The following is a 15900-nucleotide window of genomic DNA, read 5'->3' as shown; positions in this document are numbered from 1 at the left end:
CCGCTCCGCCCCACACCCCTTCCGCATCCCTGATCCATCGAGGAGAACACCGTGAACGACGCGTCCCCGCAGCAGTACCTGGTCGTGGCCAACGACGAGGAGCAGTACTCCCTCTGGGAGGCCGGCCGGCCCGTCCCGCTCGGCTGGCACGACCAGGACGTCCGCGGCACCAAGGAGGAGTGCCTCGCGCACATCGAGCGGGTGTGGACGGACATGCGCCCGCTCAGCCTCCGCGTGAGCATGGCCGGCTGACCCGACGATCCCCGGGCACCACGCCGCCCGGCAGACCCCACCGCGGGCTGCCGGGCGGCGCGGCGGTGCCGGAAGGAACCCCGTATGACCAGCTCGTACCCCGGCGGCTCCGCGTCATCGCGCCGCCGCAGCCCGCTGGCCGCCCTGGTGGCGGCCTCCGGGATCTCCTCGCTCGGCATGGCGGCGACCCTGGTCGCCGTGCCCTGGTTCGTCCTGCACAGCACCGGCAGCGGCACCCGGACGGGGCTCGTCGCCACCGCGGAGGTGTTGGGCCTGCTGTGTTCCGCCGTGCTGGCGGGTCCGGTGGTCGACCGACTGCCCGTCCGCGCGACCGGCATCGGCGCGGACCTGCTGACGGCGGCGGCGATCAGCCTGATTCCGCTCCTGCACGCCTGGGGAGCCCTGCCGCTGCCCGTCCTGATCGTCCTGGTCTTCCTGGTGGGGGCCGCTCGCGGGCCGTCCGACACCTCCAAGCAGCTGCTCCTGCCCGGCGCGATGGAACGCGCGGGCGTCACGGCGGAGCGGGCCACGGGAGCGGTCGAGGGAGCCCGCCGGATCGGCATGATGGCGGGCGCGCCGCTGGCCGGTCTGCTCATCTCGACCGTCGGCCCGGTGCGCACCCTGTACGCGGACATGGCGGCGATGGCGGCGTGCGCCCTCCTCGTGGCGACCCTGGTGCCGGCGGTGACCCGCCCGCGCCCGTCCGACGGCGGGCAGTCGCACGGTTCGTACGCCCAGGAACTGCGCTTCGGGCTGGGCCAGTTGCGCAGGGATCGACTCCTGGGCGCGATGGTGGGGGTCCTGATGCTGACCAACGCCCTGGACGGGGCGTTGAACGGGGTGCTCTACCCGGCGTACGGGACCCAGGTGCTGCGTAGCAGCGCCCTGTTCGGGGCGATGGTGACGGCCATGGGGGCCGGTGCGCTGCTCGGGGCGGCCCTGTACGGCTGGGCGGGGCAACGGATGCCGCGGCGCGCGGTCTTCGTCGGGGCCTTCGTCCTGGTCGGGGCGGTGCGGTGTGCCGCGCTGGCCGCCGAGCCCCGGGTGCCGGTGCTGTTGGCGGTGCTGGCCCTGTCCGGCATCGGGTCGGGGATCGTCGGTCCGCTGATGATGTCGGTCGCCTACGAGCGGGTGCCCGAGGCGGTACGGGGGCGGGTGTTCGGCCTGCTGGTCGCCGCGGCGCTGGCGGCGACGCCGCTGGGCATGCTGGGTGCGGGGCTGGCCCTGGACGCGGCCGGGTTGGTGCCGGCGCTGCTGGGTACGGGTGCGCTGTACCTCGCGGTCACCCTGGCCCCGCTGGTGTTCCCGGTGTGGCGGGAGTTGGACACCCGGGGCCCGGCGGAGCCCGTGGAGCGGCCGGCCCGGCGGGAGGAGGGCTCTCCGGCTGCCGTGGGAGCGGCAATCCTGACCGAATAGGCGGGATTTATAGGGTTTTACGGCCCCTCACCATCGCGCCAGGCAGCTTGATGAGCAGTCTGATCGATCACCGAAGGGCCCCGGGCACGGCAAGGTTGTTCCTGCACCGACCGGCGCGGACGGCCCACGAAGTGGTTCGCGCCCGGACCAGACCGCTCGCACTCCTGGGGATCCCATGCTCAAGCGTTACGTCATCGCCCTGTCCGTGGCCGCGTCCGCGCTGCTGCTGCCCGCCGCCGGCGCCGCTCAGGCCGCCGAAGGCGACACGGCCGCGACCACCGTGACGACCACCACCGGGGGCGAGGGCAGCACCAGCACCACGACGCAGACGCCGCGTCAGATCGTCACGTCCAACGGCCGGGTGGTGACGGTCGGCACCACGCTGGGCGGCCGGACCCGTGACACGGCCGACAGCTCCTGGGGCGGCTGATCGCACCGGCCCGTAAGGGCCGGAACGGGGGGAGGGAGGATCGCATCGCGATCCTCCCTCCCCCCGTTCCACCTCCGAGGCCGTCAATCCTCCTGGTCGCCGAGGCAGATGACGGCATAGCTGGCCTCCGGTGCGCCGACGCAGCGGCGCGACCAGCGGGACGGTACGTACAGCAGCTCGCCGGGCAGCAGCCGGCACTGGAAGGACTCCGACCGGCCGCTCTCGCCGGTCCCGGTCAGCTGCCAGGTCACGGCGCCGGCGATCTGCTGGATCAGCAGGTGCTCCCGACCCCCGGGCGACCCGGTCCAGGCGGCGTCCACGCCGACGCCGGGAACGGTCCCGACCGTCTCCACCCGGTCCAGCCGGACCGACAGGCCGGTCAGCGAAGCCAGTTCGGCGGTGAACCGGTCCACCTGCGTCGGGCACACACCGCCGCCCGCCGGCCCCGCCCCGGCGTCGTCGAGTTCGTCGGCGTCGTCGCCGTCGCCGAGGTCGTCTCCGTCGCCGACGTCACCGAACGCCGGGTTGTCGTACTCGGGCCACAGCACACCCGGCGCCCGGTCCAGGTGGACCGAGAGGAACAGGACGATCTCCCGCAGGTGCGGGGCCTCCCGTTCCCAGGCTTCCTCCGGCATGTCCATCACGTGCCCCTCTTGTTCGGCGGCTCCACAGCTCCCATCACAGCAGCATGCGACACGCCCGCCGACCGCGACAGACACGAGAACACGTGACACCAGGTCAGGAAGGCTGTACGGAGTCGCCGGCCGACCCCTCCGGCCCCTCCGACCCTTCCGATCCGTCCGACCCGTTCTCCAGGTCGAGCAGCCCGCGCGCGGCGGCGGCCACACCGGCCTGGAAGCGGCTGCCCGCACCCAACTCCTGCATGATGTCGGCGATGTGACGCCGGGCGGTGCGCAGCGACATGCCCAGGCGCCGGGCGATGGCCTCGTCCTTCAGCCCGGCAGCGAGCAGCCGGATGATCGTCTCGTGGATCTCGCGGGCGACCTCCTCGAGCCCCTGCCCCGCGGCGGCCGAGAACGGTGAGGCCAGGTCCCAGGTCTGGTCGAAGATGTTGCACAGGTACGCGACGGTCGACGGCTCGCGGATCACCACGGCGCCCCAACTGCCGTCGGAGACCGGTATGAAGGCCAGTTCCCGGTCGAAGGCGATGAGCCGGCCGAACAGTTCGTGCGCGGTGCGGTACTGCGCCCCCAGTACGGAGGTGGCCGCGACGTAGGCCTGGCTCGGCCCGTTGAAGCGGGCCGTGTGGTGATAGAGGGTCCGCATCGAGATCCCCCGCTGGAGCATCGTCTCGTCCCGCCGCAGCGCCTCCTGCATCGCCTCCGGCACCCTGCTGCCGCCCCCCGGCTGCGAACTGAGCATTTCGGTGGTGCAGTTGAGGGAGGCCCGGTTGAGTGCCCCGCGCACGTCCTCCAGGCTCTCCAGGACCTCCAGCGACTCCCCCGTGGAGCGGCGGCCCAGATAGTGCGGCAGGAAGCGCCCCAGGTCCTCGCGGATCCCGCTGATCGCCCGCTGCTGCTCGCGGATCTGCGCCTCCAAGGGCGCCACGAGCTGCTCGGCGGCAGTGTCCGGAGCCACCGCGAAGGCGACCGTCGGGTCGATCGGGCTCACGTGCAGCAGACGGGAGGCGCGCAGGCGTGCCACGCTGCCCCGGACCTCGTCCGCGTCCCGCCCCGTTCCGGTGGCCACCGCGTCCACGTCCACCGTGCGGTGTTCGAGCACCCAGCCGTAGACATCGATGTCAAGATCGGCGTTGTTCGGATCCGGCACCACGTCAGATGTTTGCATTGCCCCACTTTGCCTTTTTCGCCCCTGGTCGCTTTATTGCCAGGCACTTTGGTGAGGTGCCCGCCCCCTGGCGCCAGGATAAGCAGGGCGAAAGGCTGTACCCCACGAACAGCAGCGGGTGTCCGGCCACTTCAGGCCCCGGACGTCCGAAACGGTGCGATCACACCCAAAGTGATCGCACCGTCACCGGGGGTGCCGAGCCCCGCCGCTCCTCTTCACCTTCGATCCGGAATCCGGAGCCCCACATGCTGCACACCACGCTCACCGCCCGCGCACCGGAGCTGCCCGCCCTGACCCCCCGCGAGCAGGAGGTGCTCGCCTACCTCGCGCAGGGGGACACCTACCGGATGATCGCGTGCCGGATGGGGCTGAGCCCGCACACGGTCGACACCTACCTGCGCCGGCTGCGCAGCAAGACCGGCGCGGTGAACCGGACCCAGCTCACCCACATCGCCTTCCGGATGGGCTACTGAGCCGACCGCGCGGACGTGGCGCCGGACTCGGCCCCGACCACCGGGGCGTCGTCCTCGAACGTGCGCATCCGCCGCAGCGGGGAGCAGAGCAGGACCAGCGGGGCCGCCGACAGGGCTGCGGCGCACACCCACAGCGCGTCCCGCACACCGAGGAGTTCACCGAGGAGTCCCGCGAGCAGGCCGCTCAGCGGCAGCACGCCCCACACCAGGAAGCGCATGGTGGCGGTCATCCGGCCGAGCAGGTGCGGCGGGCAGACCGTCTGCCGGTAGGTGACCTGGCAGATGTTGTACAGGGTGACGCCGGCCGACTGGACGAGCGATCCGAGCACGAACAGGCCGATCCGCCAGTCCTTGTCGGCCAGCGGGAGCAGCAGCCCGAAGGGCATGGTCACCAGCAGGGACAGCCACGTGAGCCGGGCCGCGCCGACGGCCCGGGTCACCCGGTCCGCGACGGTGGCCGCCAGCACCGACCCGATCGTGGCCGTCGTCAGCACCCAGCCGAGGGCTGCGGGCGGCAGCCCGACGGTCCGGGTCAGGAAGAGCACCTCGATGGCCATCACCGCGCTGAGGAAGAGGTTCACGGCGGCCGTGTTCAGGGCGATCAGCCGCAGGATCCGGTGGCTCAGGACATAGCTCAGCCCTTCGCGGATGTCCCGCAGCAGGTGCCGGCGCGGGGCCGGTTCCGGCTTCTCCTCGCGGGCCCCGATCCGCCCCAGCAGGACCACGGAGACCAGTGAGGTGACGGCCTGGCCGGCCAGTGTCCCGGCCGCGCCCAGCAGTTGCACCAGGAAGCCGGCGATGCCGGGGCCGGCGAACTCGGCCCCCGAACGCACCGTCTCCAGCTTGGAGTTGCCCGCGATCAGGGTGTCCTTGCCGATGAGGGTCGGCAGGTAGCTCTGATCGGCGACGTCACCGAACAGCCGGGCGCAGCCCAGCAGCAGGGCCACCGCGTACAGCAACGGCATCGAGTGCAGGTCCAGCAGGTAGGCCACCGGCAGCGCCGTCAGCAGGACGGCGCGCGCCAGGTCGGCGGCCATCATCACGCGACGCTTGCGCATCCGGTCCACCCAGGCCCCGGCGGGCAGACCCAGCAGCAGGAACGCCGCGTGTTCCGCGGCGGACAGCAGGCCCGCCTGCATCGCCGAGGCGTCGAGGGTGAGCACCGCCATCAGCGGCAGGGCCACGTACGTGATGCTGCCGCCCAGCTCGTTGCAGATGTGCGAGGACATGAAGAGACGGAAGTCCCTGCGCCGTCGGCGCTCCACGGCCTGGCCGGACTCGGTGGACTCGTCGGCGGACGCGTCGGTGGTGACGGACACGGGTGCGTTCCTTGTCTGCTCGCGGACGGGGTCCGCGGGGTGCGGGTTCATCGGGGGGCGGGCGCGGGGAGCGCCTTGGGGTCGAGCTTGCCGCCCGGGGTCCGGGGCAGCCGCTCCATCAGTGTGACCACGGCCGGTACGAGGTACCCGGGCATCTTGGCCAGAAGGTGTCGGCGCAGCTCGTCCGGGGTGAGGGGGCTGCCGGGGGTGACGGCGGCCCAGGCGACGAGCTGGGGTCCGTCGGCCGCCGCGACGGCGCGGGCGACCACGTCGACGACGTCGGGGTGGGCGGCCACGGCCGCCTCCACCTCCTTGAGTTCGACGCGGTGGCCGCGGATCTTGACCTGGTCGTCGGCGCGCCCGAGGAAGACGAGCGGCCCACCTGGGGCGCGGGTGACACGGTCGCCCGTCCGGTACATGCGCTCGCCTGGGGCGTCGGCGAAGGGGTCGGCGACGAACCGCTCGGAGGTCAGGCCCGGCCGGCCGTGGTAGCCGCGCGCCAGGCAGGAGCCCGCCAGGTACAGCTCGCCCGCGGTGCCGGGGGGTACCTCGCGCAGCTCCTCGTCGAGGACGTACGCCCGTACGCCGGCCAGGGGTTCGCCGAGCGGGATCAGCTCGTCGCCGGTGAAGCCGGCCGGTTCGGGCGGTCCCGGCTCGTAGGAGGTGGCGGTGATGGTCGACTCGGTGAGGCCGTAGCAGCTGATCACCGGGGGGTGACCGGACGTCGTCCAGCGCGTGAGGTCCGCGGTGCGGCCCGCGTCGCTGCCGATCACCACGCGGCGCAGTGCGGACGGCAGCGGCCTGGGGGCGCGCTCCACGTCCTTGGCCCACTGCGTCCAGTACGGGGTGGGGAGGTTGACGACGCTGATCCTCTCCGCCTCCAGGAACGGCTCCAGTTCGGCGGGCGAGAGGACGTTGTCCTCGACGAAGACGGCGGCGCCGCCCGTGCACCAGGTGGGCAGGGCCTCCTCCAGGCTGACGTCGAAGGCGGGGGCCGCGAACTGCAGGACCCGGTCCTGCCCGGTCAGTTCGTAGCGTTCGGCCAGGGTGGCGACCTGGGCGGCGAGTCCGGGGTGGCCGACCGCCACGGGCTTGGGCAGGCCGGTGGATCCGGAGGTGAAGAGCACGTAGGCGAGGGACCCGGGTGCGATGTCGACGGGCCGGAACGCCGAGGTGGGGGCCGCGGTCGTGGTGGAGGCCCAGAACAGCTCGCTCCCGGTGCGGCGTTGCAGCATCGCGGCGGCGTAGGTGTCCTGGGTGACCGCGTGTCGGGTGCCGGCGGCCCGCAGCAGGGTACGCAGCCGCTCGTCGGGGGCGTCGAGGTCCACCAGGAGGGGGGCCGCGCCGGCGTACCAGATGCCGAGCAGCCCCACCGCCCAGTGGACGCCCCGGCGCACCCCCAGGAGCACGGTGTCCTCCGGCCCGGCGCCCGCCGCGCGCAGCTCCTCGGCCACCGCGCTTGCCCGCCGGTCGAACTGGCGGTACGTCAGCTCCCCCTCGGGGGCGCGGACCGCGGTGGCCTCGGGTGTGAGCTCGGCCCGGTGCGCGATGCGCAGGGGCACGGGGGTGGTGTCGGTCGGGCTCATGGTGGTGGTTCTCCTGGGGGTGCGGTCGGGGCTCTTCGCGGCGCGCGGTCGGACGTGATCAGGCCTGGTCGCGGGAGCGGGGGCGCAGCGCCGGGCGGGCGGGTGCGCCGGCGGCCTCGGTGAGGCGGGCGGCGATGCCCGCGGGGGTGGGCGTCTCGAAGAGGTCGCGGATGTTCAGCCGTACGCCGAGTTCGGCGCCGATGCGGCCGGCCAGGCGGGTGGCGAGGAGCGAGTGGCCTCCGTGGGCGAAGAAGTCGTCGTCCATGCCGGCCTCCTGGAGGCCGAGGACGGAGGCGAAGATCTCGCAGACCGTCTTCTCGGCGGGCGTGACCGGCAGCCGTCCGGCCGGTCGGTGCACGGTGGCCGGGTCGGGGAGCGCCTTGCGGTCGAGCTTGCCGTTGACGGTGAGCGGGAACTGCGGCAGGTGCAGGAACAGCGACGGGACCATGTAGTTGGGGAGGGTGCGGCCCAACTCCGTGCGGACCTCCTCGGCGCCGGGCGTCCCGGTGAAGTAGCAGATGAGGCGCTGCTGGCCCGCGTGGTCCCGGTCGACGGCGACGACGGCCTCGCCGACGCCGGGCACGGCGCGCAGCGCGGTCTCCACCTCGCCGAGCTCGATGCGGTTGCCGCGGACCTTGACCTGGTGGTCCTGGCGGCCGAGGAAGTCGAGCTGGCCGTCGGCCCGCATCCGGGCGAGGTCGCCGGTGCGGTACATCCGGCTGCCGGGGACGGCGGAGAACGGGTCGGGGACGTAGCGCTCGCTGGAGCGGCGCGGGTCGCGCAGGTAGCCGGGGCCCACGCCGGTTCCGCCGATGAAGAGTTCGCCGGGCACGCCGGGCGGTACGGGGGCGAGCGCGGCGTCCAGCAGGTAGAGGGAGTTGTTGCGCAGCGGGCGTCCGACGGGCAGTCGGCCGTGTTCCAGCTGGGCGTGCACGTCGGGGCCGATGAAGGCGTGGGTGTTGTCGTCGGAGCACTCGGTGAGGCCGTAGGCGTTGACGATCGCGGCCTGCGGGTGGCGGGCGTACCAGCGGGTGCACAGTTCGGGCGGCAGGACCTCGCCGTTGACGATGAACCAGCGCAGCTCGGGCAGGGCCGGCGGGAGCACGCCGGTGTCCCACAGGTCGACGGCGGCGCGGACGAAGGAGGGCACGGTCTCCAGGACGGTGATCCCCCGGCGGGCGGCGTCGTCGAAGAGGGCGGCCGGGTCGCGGGCGGTGTCGCGGGTGACCAGGTGGACCTGTCCGCCGGTGATCAGCGGGGCGAGCATCTGCCACACGGAGATGTCGAAGGTGAGCGGGGCGTTCATCACCACGCGGTCGCCGTCGCCGAGACCGAGGTCCTCGACCTTGGACAGCAGGTGGTTGTTCATGCCCCGGCGGTGAACCATGGCGCCCTTGGGCTTGCCGGTGGAGCCCGAGGTGAAGCAGACGTAGGCGAGGGCGTCGGGTGCGCCGGCCGGCGCGGGGCGCTCGTCCGGGGTCGCGGCGGCCGCGTCGTCGATCACGAGGACGGGCAGGCCGCCGGGGACGGCGGCGGCGATCTCCTCGGCGCGGGCGCGCTGTTCGGGGGCGGCCAGCAGTCGGGCGATCCCGCCGTTCGCCAGAAGGTCGGCGGTACGGGTGACGGGGCCCTCGGGGTCGAGGGGGACGTAGGCCGCACCGGAGCCGAGGATGCCGAGCATCGCGACGGGGACGCGGGCGGTGGGCTCGCTGAGTACGGCGACCAGGTCACCGGGGCGTACCCCGTCGGCGAGCAGGGCCAGGGAGAGGGCGTCGGCGCGGGCCACGAGGTCCGCGTAGCTCAGCGTGCGGCCGGTGTCGTCGGTGATGGCGACGGCGTCGGGGCGGCGCTCGGCCTGCTGTCGTACGCGGTCGACGACCTCCGCGTAGTCCTCGTCGCGGGCGGTGTCGTTCCATTCGACCAGGACGCGGTGGCGTTCGGCCGGGGAGAGCAGGTCCACGGTGCCCACCGGGCACGAGGGGTCCTCGGCGACGGCTTCCAGGAGCCGGACGAGGCGTTCCAGCAGGGCCTGGGCGGTGTCGCGGTCGAAGACGTCGGGCCGGTGGTCGATCTGCAGCCGCAGCCGGTCGCCGGGGATGGCGGTCAGGCAGAGCGGGTAGTGGGCGGCGTCGTACGGGTCCACGCCGGTGACCTGGAGCCCGCCCGCGCCGAGGGCGGCCAGGCCGGCCGCGTCGACCGGATAGTTCTGAAAGGCGACGCAGGAGTCGAAGAGTTCGCCCGCTCCGGCGAGTCGCTGGATCTCGACCAGACCGAGGTGGTGGTGGTCGATCAGGCGCGCCTGCTCGTCCTGGAGCCGCTCGAACAGCGCGACGAGGGACTCCGTCGGGTCGATGCGGACCCGGACCGGCACGGTGTTGATGCACAGGCCCACGATGTCGGCGACGCCGGGCAGTTCGGGGTCGCGGCCGCTGACGATGGCGCCGAAGACCACGTCCTCGGAGCGGATCTGCCGGCCGAGCAGGAGGGCCCACGCGCCTTGGAGGAGGGTTCCGGAGGTGATCCGGTGGGCACGGGCGAGGGCGCCGAGCCGTTCGGTCAGGGAGGCGGGGAGGTACGTCTCCACGCGGTCGGGCAGGACCGAGCCGGGCTGCGGGGACACCGGCGCGGTGCGGGTTCCGCCCGGCAGGCCGTCCAGGGCGCGGGTCCAGGCGTCCTGGGCGGCGGTCGTGTCGCGGCTGTGGAGCCGGCTCAGGAAGGCGGAGTAGGGGGTGACGGGTCCCAGCGGGGCGTCGTCGGCGTGGTGCAGGGCGAGGAGTTCGCGGACCAGGACCGGCCAGGACCAGCCGTCCATCACGATGTGGTGGTAGGTCAGCAGCAGCCGGTGGGACAGCGGGCCGGTGCGGACGAGGGTGAAGCGCAGCAGCGGCGGCCGGGCGAGGTCGAAGCGGGTGGCGCGGTCCTCGGCGAGGAGGGTGTCGACGGCCGCGGTGCGCTCGGTCTCGCCGAGCCCGGAGAGGTCCACCTCCTGCCAGGGGGCCCGTACGCCGCGCTGGACGACCTGGGCGGGCTCGCCCGTGGCGCGGCGCAGGAAGCCGGCGCGGAGGTTGGCGTGCCGTTCCAGGACGGTGTCGGCGGCGGCGCGCAGCCGGTCCGCGTCGAGGGGGCCGTCGAGGTCGAGGAGCAACTGGGCGACGTAGACGTCGTGTTCCTCCTCGTCGAAGAGGGCGTGGAAAAGGATGCCGTCCTGGAGCGGGGAGAGCGGCAGGACGTCCTCGACCAGGGAGCGGGCGGCCGGGGCGGCGGCGGAAGGAGTGGCGGCGGAAGGGGCGGGGGTGGACGGCGGGTGGTTCACGGTGGTGTTCCTTCGGTGGTCAGGCGGTCTGGGTGCGGCGGGCCCGGCGGACGATCGGCGGGTCCTCGGCGCCGGCGTCGGCGGCCGCGGCGGCGGTCAGGGCGGCGGCCAGTTCGGCGACGGTGGGGCCGGTGAAGAACTGGCGGATGCCGACGACGCCGCCGAACCGGTCCCGGACCTCGGCGAGCAGCTGCGTGGCGAGCAGGGAGTGCCCGCCGAGATCGAAGAAGCTGTCGTGGACGCCGATCTCCGGCACGCCCAGGACCTGCTCCCAGATCGCGCACAGGGCGCGCTCGTCGTCGGTGCGGGGTTCCTGGCGGGCCGTCGCGCCGCCGGCCGTCGCCGGGCCCGGCACGGGCAGGGCCGTCAGGTCGGTCTTGCCGTTGGCGGTCACGGGGAAGGCGTCGAGCAGGGTGAGGGTGGCGGGCACCATGTAGTCGGGCAGCGTGGCGCGCAGGTGCTCGCGCAGCTCCCGCGGATCGGGTGCGGGGGTTCCCTCGGCGGGGACGGCGTAGCCCGCGAGCGCGGGACCGGCGGGCGTGTCCACGACGGTGACGGCGGCCTGACCCACGGCCGGGTGGCCGGCCAGGGCGTGCTCGATCTCGGCGGGTTCGATGCGCAGTCCGCGGATCTTGACCTGCCGGTCGGCGCGGCCGAGGTACTCGACCTGCCCGTCGGGGGTCCGGCGGGCCAGGTCGCCGGAGCGGTACATGCGGGTGCCCGGGGGGCCGTACGGGCAGGCGACGAAGCGTTCGGCGGTCAGCGCGGCCCGGCCGAGGTAGCCCTGGGCGAGTCCGGCGCCCGCGATGTACAGCTCGCCGATGACGCCGGGCGCCACGAGGCCGAGCCGCTCGTCCAGGACGTGCAGCTGCGTACCGTCGAGGGGGCGGCCGATGGGGACCTGCCCGTCGGGGGCCTCCTGGCCCGGGCCGACGGCGAAGGTCGCGGCGAAGGTGGTGGTCTCGGTGGGGCCGTAGGCGTTGGTGACGGTGGTGCGGGGGCAGGCCTCGCGGACCCGGCGGACCATGGACGGCGAGGCGGCCTCACCTCCGGTCATCACCTCGTGCAGGGTGCCGAGCGCGGGCAGGCAGCGGTCGGCGAGGACGTTGAAGAGGGTGGCGGTGAGGAAGGTCCCGGTGACCTTCTCCTCGACCATCAGCCGGGCCAGCGCGTCGACGTCGAGCTCGCCGGGCGGCGCGACGACGACCAGGCCGCCGTTCAGGAGCGGCACCCACAGTTCGTAGGTGGAGGCGTCGAAGGCGTGCGGGGAGCGGAAGAGGACCCGCTCGTGCGCGCCGCCGCGCCAGCGCCCGTCGGTCGCGAGGGCGACGACCTCGCGGTGGGCGACGGCCACGCCCTTGGGGGTGCCGGTGGAGCCGGACGTGTACATCAGGTAGGCGAGCGCGTCGGCGTGCCCGCCCGGCACACCCGTCCCGTCCGTCCCGGTCTCCACGTCGGGCCGCCCGTCCGGACGCAGTACGTGGCGCGGGCCCGCCGGTAGGGGTCCGCCGTCCGGGACGTCGGTGACGAGGACGGCGACCCCCGACGCGGTGAGCACGGCCTCGGTCCGGGCGCGCGGGGCCCGCGCGTCCAGCGGCAGGTAGGCGGCGCCCGCCTTGAGGATGCCCAGGCAGGCGGCGACGAGGTCGGCCGAGCGATCCATCAGGACGGCCACGGCTTCGCCCGGCCGGACGCCGAGGGCGCGCAGCCGTCCGGCGATCCGGTCGGCCCTCGCGTCGAGTTCGCCGTAGGTGGTCTCCCGGCCGGCGCAGAGCACGGCGGGGCGGCCCGGGTGGGCGGCGGCCCGCTCCTCGAAGGCCCCGTGGACGGTACGGGCGTCGGGGACCACGGGGGCGCCCTGCCAGTGCTCCAGGAGGTCGGCGCGCTCCCCGGGCAGCAGGACGTCGAGTGCGGACAGTGGGACCGCGGGGTCGCGGACGACGGCGCCGACGAGGTGGACGAGGCGGTCCAGCAGGCGCCGGGCCGTGGCCTCGTCGAACAGGTCGCTCGCGTACTCCAGGCCGAGGGCCAGGCCGAGGGGTCGCCCGGTGGCCGGGTCGTGGAGCTCCTCGACCTCCAGGGTGAGATCGAACTTGGCGGTGTCGGTGCGTACCGCCTCCACCCGTGCCCGCAGGCCCGCGAAGACGGGGGGCTGTGCCTCGGTGCGCTGGGCGGCGACGGCGACCTGGAAGAGCGGGTGGCGGGCGGGCGAGCGGGCCGGGTTGAGGCGTTCGACCAGCGACTCGAAGGGCAGTTCCTGGTGGGCGTACGTCTCCAGGGCGGCGGTGCGCACCCGGCCCAGCACCTCGGTGAAGGTGGGGTCGCCTGAGGTGTCGGCGCGCACGATCAGGGTGTTGACGAAGAGGCCCACGAGGTCGGTGAGGGCTTCGTCCTCCCGGCCGTCCACGGGGCAGCCGATCGGCAGGTCGGTGCCGGCGCCGAGGCGGGTGAGCAGGACCGCGAAGGCGGCCTGGACGGCCATGAACGGGGTGGCCCGGGCCTCCCGGGCCAGCGCGGCCAGTCCCGCGTGGGCGGCGGCGTCGGTCCGTGCCTCGACCAGTGCGCCCCGGTGGCCGGCCATGGCCGGGCGGGGGCGGTCGGCGGGCAGGGCCAGTTCCTCGGGCAGGCCGTCGAGGACGGCCGCCCAGTGGGTGAGCAGCCGGCCGTGCAGCGAGTCGGGGTCCTGGGCCGGGCCGAGGAGTTCGCGCTGCCACAGCGCGTAGTCCGGGTACTGGACGGGCAGTTCGGGCCATGCGGCCGGCCGGCCGGCGCACCGGGCGGTGTAGGCGGCGGCGAGGTCGCGGACGAGGATGTTCACGGAGTGGCCGTCGCCCGCGATGTGGTGCAGGACCAGGAGCAGGTAGTGGTCCTCGGCGCCGTCGGTGAACAGGTCGGCGCGCAGCGGTGGTTCGGCGGCGAGGTCGAAGGGCCGGGACGAGGCCTCCTCGGCCTTCCGGGCACGTTCGGCGGGCGGGCAGTCGGTGACGGTGAGCACCGGGACGGCGTCGACGGGGTCCAGGACCCGTTGGTGGGGGCGGCCCGCGTCGTCGGGGAAGACGGTGCGCAGCGCCTCGTGGCGGCCGCTCACGTCCGCGAGCGCGGCCCGCAGGGCCGGGAGGTCGAGGGCGCCGCGCAGCCACAGCCCGACGGGGATGTGGTAGAGCGCGCCGTCGGCGCCGTCCCGGGCGTGGAACCACAGCCGCTGCTGGGCGTGGGACAGAGGGATCACAGCAGGGCTCCGAGCTGGGATTCGAAGGTGTCGAGGTCGGCCTGGCTGACCTGGACGAGGGATACGTCGGAGGGCGTCAGCCCGCCGGCGTCGGGACGGGCGGCGTGGGTGACGACGGCGCGCAGCATGGTGAACCACTCCTGCGCGAGGTCGTGGACCCGACTCCCGGGGATGGCGTTGCCCGCCCAGGTCCAGGTGGCGCTGAGGGTGAGGCCGTCCGGGCCCTCGTGGGCGGCCGCGTTGACCTCCACGGCGTGGGCCATCGGAAGGCCTGCGTCGGCGTCGTCGAGGGCGAAGTCGTGCCCGGGCGCGGCGTCCCACGGGGCGTCGCCGCCCATCGGGAACCGGCCGAGGTAGTTGAAGCCGATCTCGGGGATGCCGCGCGCGGCGAGATCCGGCCCGGTAAGGGAGTTGAGGTGGCGCAGCAGCCCGAAGCCGATGCCCTTGTCGGGTACGGCGCGCAGTTCCTCCTTGACCAGACGCAGGGCGGCGCCGACCGCGGGTCCGCCCGCGCGGGCCTCGTCGAGGTCCGGGCGGCCGAGGGCGAGGCGGACGGGGCACACGGTCGTGAACCAGCCGACGGTGCGGGACAGGTCGGTGCCGTCGACCACGTCCTCCCGGCCGTGGCCCTCGACGTCGACGAGGACTGCGCCCTCCTCGTCGCCCGCGCCCTGGCCGTCGGCGCCGCGCCGGCCGAGCACGGCGAGGGCCAGGGCGGTCAGCAGCACGTCGTTGACGGTGCCGTTGACCAGGCCGGGCGCGGTGGTGAGCAGGGGGCCCGTCACGTCCGGCCCGAGGGTCAGCGTGAGGGTGTTCTCCGGGCTCTCCGGGTCGAGTCCGCCGGGCGCGCGGACCCCGGCCAGGGGCTGCGGGGCCTCGCACAGGGCGGCGGCCCAGCGGTCGGCCTCGGTGGTCCGACGGCCGGAGGTGGCCTCCGCGCGCAGCAGGTCGGCCCAGTGCGCGAAGGGGGTCGCCGCCGGTTCCAGGGCGGGCTCGCGGCCCTCGGCGAGGGCCGTCCAGCAGCTGCGCAGGTCGTCCTGGAGGATGCGCCAGGAGACTCCGTCGACCACGAGGTGGTGGACGACGAGCGCGAGCCGTCCCTGCTGTCCGGCTCCCCGATCCAGGAGTACGGCGCGCAGCATGTGGCCCTCGCGGGGCGACAGCAGCCGCCGCGCGGCCCGCATCCGCTCCCGGGTCAGGGCGGGGAGTTCCGCCTCGCCCGTCCCGCGGGCGTCCACGAGCTCCAGCAGGTCCGCCGCGGCGACGGAGCCCGCGGGCGGTACGACGGGCTCGGCGCCGGCGGCCCCGATCCCTTCGGGCAGCCGCAGGCGGAGCATCTCGTGGGTGTCCAGGAGGGCCTGGACGGTGCGTTCGGCGGCGGCCGCCCCGAAGCCGGGCGGGGTGCGCAGCACCAGGGACTGGTTGTACGTGTCGACGGGACCGCCGAGTTCGGCGAGCCAGCCCATGATGGGGGTGGGTGCCAGCGGGCCCAGTCGGCGCGGGGGCACGGCCGGGCCGGCGTCCTCGCCCGCCCGGCTCCGGGCGCGGGCGGTGGCGGCGAGCGCGCTCACGCTCTCGGCGCGGAGCACGTCGCGGGTGCTGACGACCAGGCCGGCCGCGCGGGCCCGGCTGACGACCTGGATCGCCTGGATGCTGTCCCCGCCCAGCCCGGTGAAGCTGTGGCCTGCGTCGACCTCGGCGCGGCCGAGGACCTCGGCGAAGAGGGTGCGCAGGGTCCGTACGGGGTCGGGCCCGGACGGGTGCTCGGTGCGGTGGACGGGCTCAGCCACGGGCCGCGGTCCCGGCGAGGGCGGCCACCAGGGAGGCGGGGCGCATGTCGGTCCAGACCCGCTCGACGTGGTCCAGGCAGGCCTGCCGGCCGTCGGGGCCGTGCACGACGGCCCAGCCGGCCGGGACGGGGTTGGCGGCGGGCCACAGGGAGTGCTGGAGCTCGTCGTTGCGGACCACGACGTAGGAGGCGTTGTCGTTCTCGAAGGGGTTGCTCATGGCGGTTCGCCTTTCGGATCGGGTGCGGTCGTACGGGTCGTACGGCGCGTCGTCGGTACGGATATG

General features: G+C 74.4%; 12 protein-coding genes. 4 read left to right on the top strand and 8 right to left on the bottom strand.

The window, feature by feature from the left end; translation table 11 throughout:
• Positions 1–51 precede the first annotated feature (51 nt).
• The 3 genes from OG624_RS33825 (at position 52) to OG624_RS33815 (ending at position 2098) form a co-directional block, all read left to right on the top strand.
• Complete coding sequence (locus OG624_RS33825) at positions 52–252, top strand: MbtH family protein (RefSeq protein WP_030756641.1); 201 nt, start codon at positions 52–54, stop codon at positions 250–252.
• Positions 253–336: 84 nt separating this feature from the next.
• Positions 337–1668, top strand: coding sequence for an MFS transporter (locus OG624_RS33820; RefSeq protein ID WP_371640197.1), 1332 nt, complete (start codon positions 337–339; stop codon positions 1666–1668).
• Between the two features lie 175 nt (positions 1669–1843).
• Positions 1844–2098: a hypothetical protein gene (locus OG624_RS33815; protein ID WP_033215389.1), complete on the top strand. Its 255-nt coding sequence runs from the start codon at positions 1844–1846 to the stop codon at positions 2096–2098.
• A gap of 83 nt (positions 2099–2181) precedes the next feature.
• Here the strand turns inward: OG624_RS33815 and OG624_RS33810 are convergent, their stop codons facing one another.
• On the bottom strand, positions 2182–2739 hold the full coding sequence (locus OG624_RS33810; protein WP_352163504.1) for a hypothetical protein: 558 nt from the start codon (positions 2737–2739) through the stop codon (positions 2182–2184).
• Between the two features lie 97 nt (positions 2740–2836).
• The gene (locus OG624_RS33805; RefSeq protein WP_266354871.1) at positions 2837–3907 is read right to left on the bottom strand and encodes a response regulator transcription factor; all 1071 of its coding nucleotides are present in this window, start codon (positions 3905–3907) and stop codon (positions 2837–2839) included.
• Positions 3908–4152: 245 nt separating this feature from the next.
• Between OG624_RS33805 and OG624_RS33800 the strand changes: the two genes are divergently transcribed.
• Positions 4153–4380: a response regulator transcription factor gene (locus OG624_RS33800; RefSeq protein WP_030716619.1), complete on the top strand. Its 228-nt coding sequence runs from the start codon at positions 4153–4155 to the stop codon at positions 4378–4380.
• Here OG624_RS33800 and OG624_RS33795 read toward each other — a convergent pair.
• The 6 genes from OG624_RS33795 to OG624_RS33770 are packed head-to-tail and all read right to left on the bottom strand — an operon-like array spanning position 4374 to position 15834.
• The gene (locus tag OG624_RS33795) at positions 4374–5699 is read right to left on the bottom strand and encodes an MFS transporter (protein ID WP_063733930.1); all 1326 of its coding nucleotides are present in this window, start codon (positions 5697–5699) and stop codon (positions 4374–4376) included. The two genes, OG624_RS33800 and OG624_RS33795, sit on opposite strands and share 7 nt — an antisense overlap.
• Before the next feature lie 47 nt (positions 5700–5746).
• Positions 5747–7285, bottom strand: a complete 1539-nt coding sequence (locus OG624_RS33790; protein ID WP_371640195.1) for an amino acid adenylation domain-containing protein — start codon at positions 7283–7285, stop codon at positions 5747–5749.
• A 58-nt stretch (positions 7286–7343) separates the two neighbouring features.
• Positions 7344–10598, bottom strand: a complete 3255-nt coding sequence (locus OG624_RS33785; protein ID WP_371640194.1) for a non-ribosomal peptide synthetase — start codon at positions 10596–10598, stop codon at positions 7344–7346.
• Positions 10599–10617: 19 nt separating this feature from the next.
• The gene (locus tag OG624_RS33780; protein ID WP_371640193.1) at positions 10618–13827 is read right to left on the bottom strand and encodes a non-ribosomal peptide synthetase; all 3210 of its coding nucleotides are present in this window, start codon (positions 13825–13827) and stop codon (positions 10618–10620) included.
• A complete protein-coding gene (locus OG624_RS33775) occupies positions 13824–15617 on the bottom strand; it encodes a condensation domain-containing protein (RefSeq protein WP_371640192.1) in 1794 nt (597 codons plus the stop codon). The genes OG624_RS33780 and OG624_RS33775 overlap by 4 nt, the downstream gene beginning before the upstream one ends.
• A complete protein-coding gene (locus OG624_RS33770) occupies positions 15610–15834 on the bottom strand; it encodes an MbtH family protein (protein WP_033215383.1) in 225 nt (74 codons plus the stop codon). Before OG624_RS33770 ends, OG624_RS33775 begins: the two co-directional genes overlap by 8 nt.
• Positions 15835–15900: the final 66 nt, after the last annotated feature.

This window comes from Streptomyces virginiae, from assembly GCF_041432505.1.
Classification (GTDB): Bacteria; Actinomycetota; Actinomycetes; order Streptomycetales; family Streptomycetaceae; genus Streptomyces; species Streptomyces virginiae_A.
The sequence above is the reverse complement of the archived record's forward strand: the minus strand, read 5'-3'. Positions and strand labels throughout refer to the sequence as shown.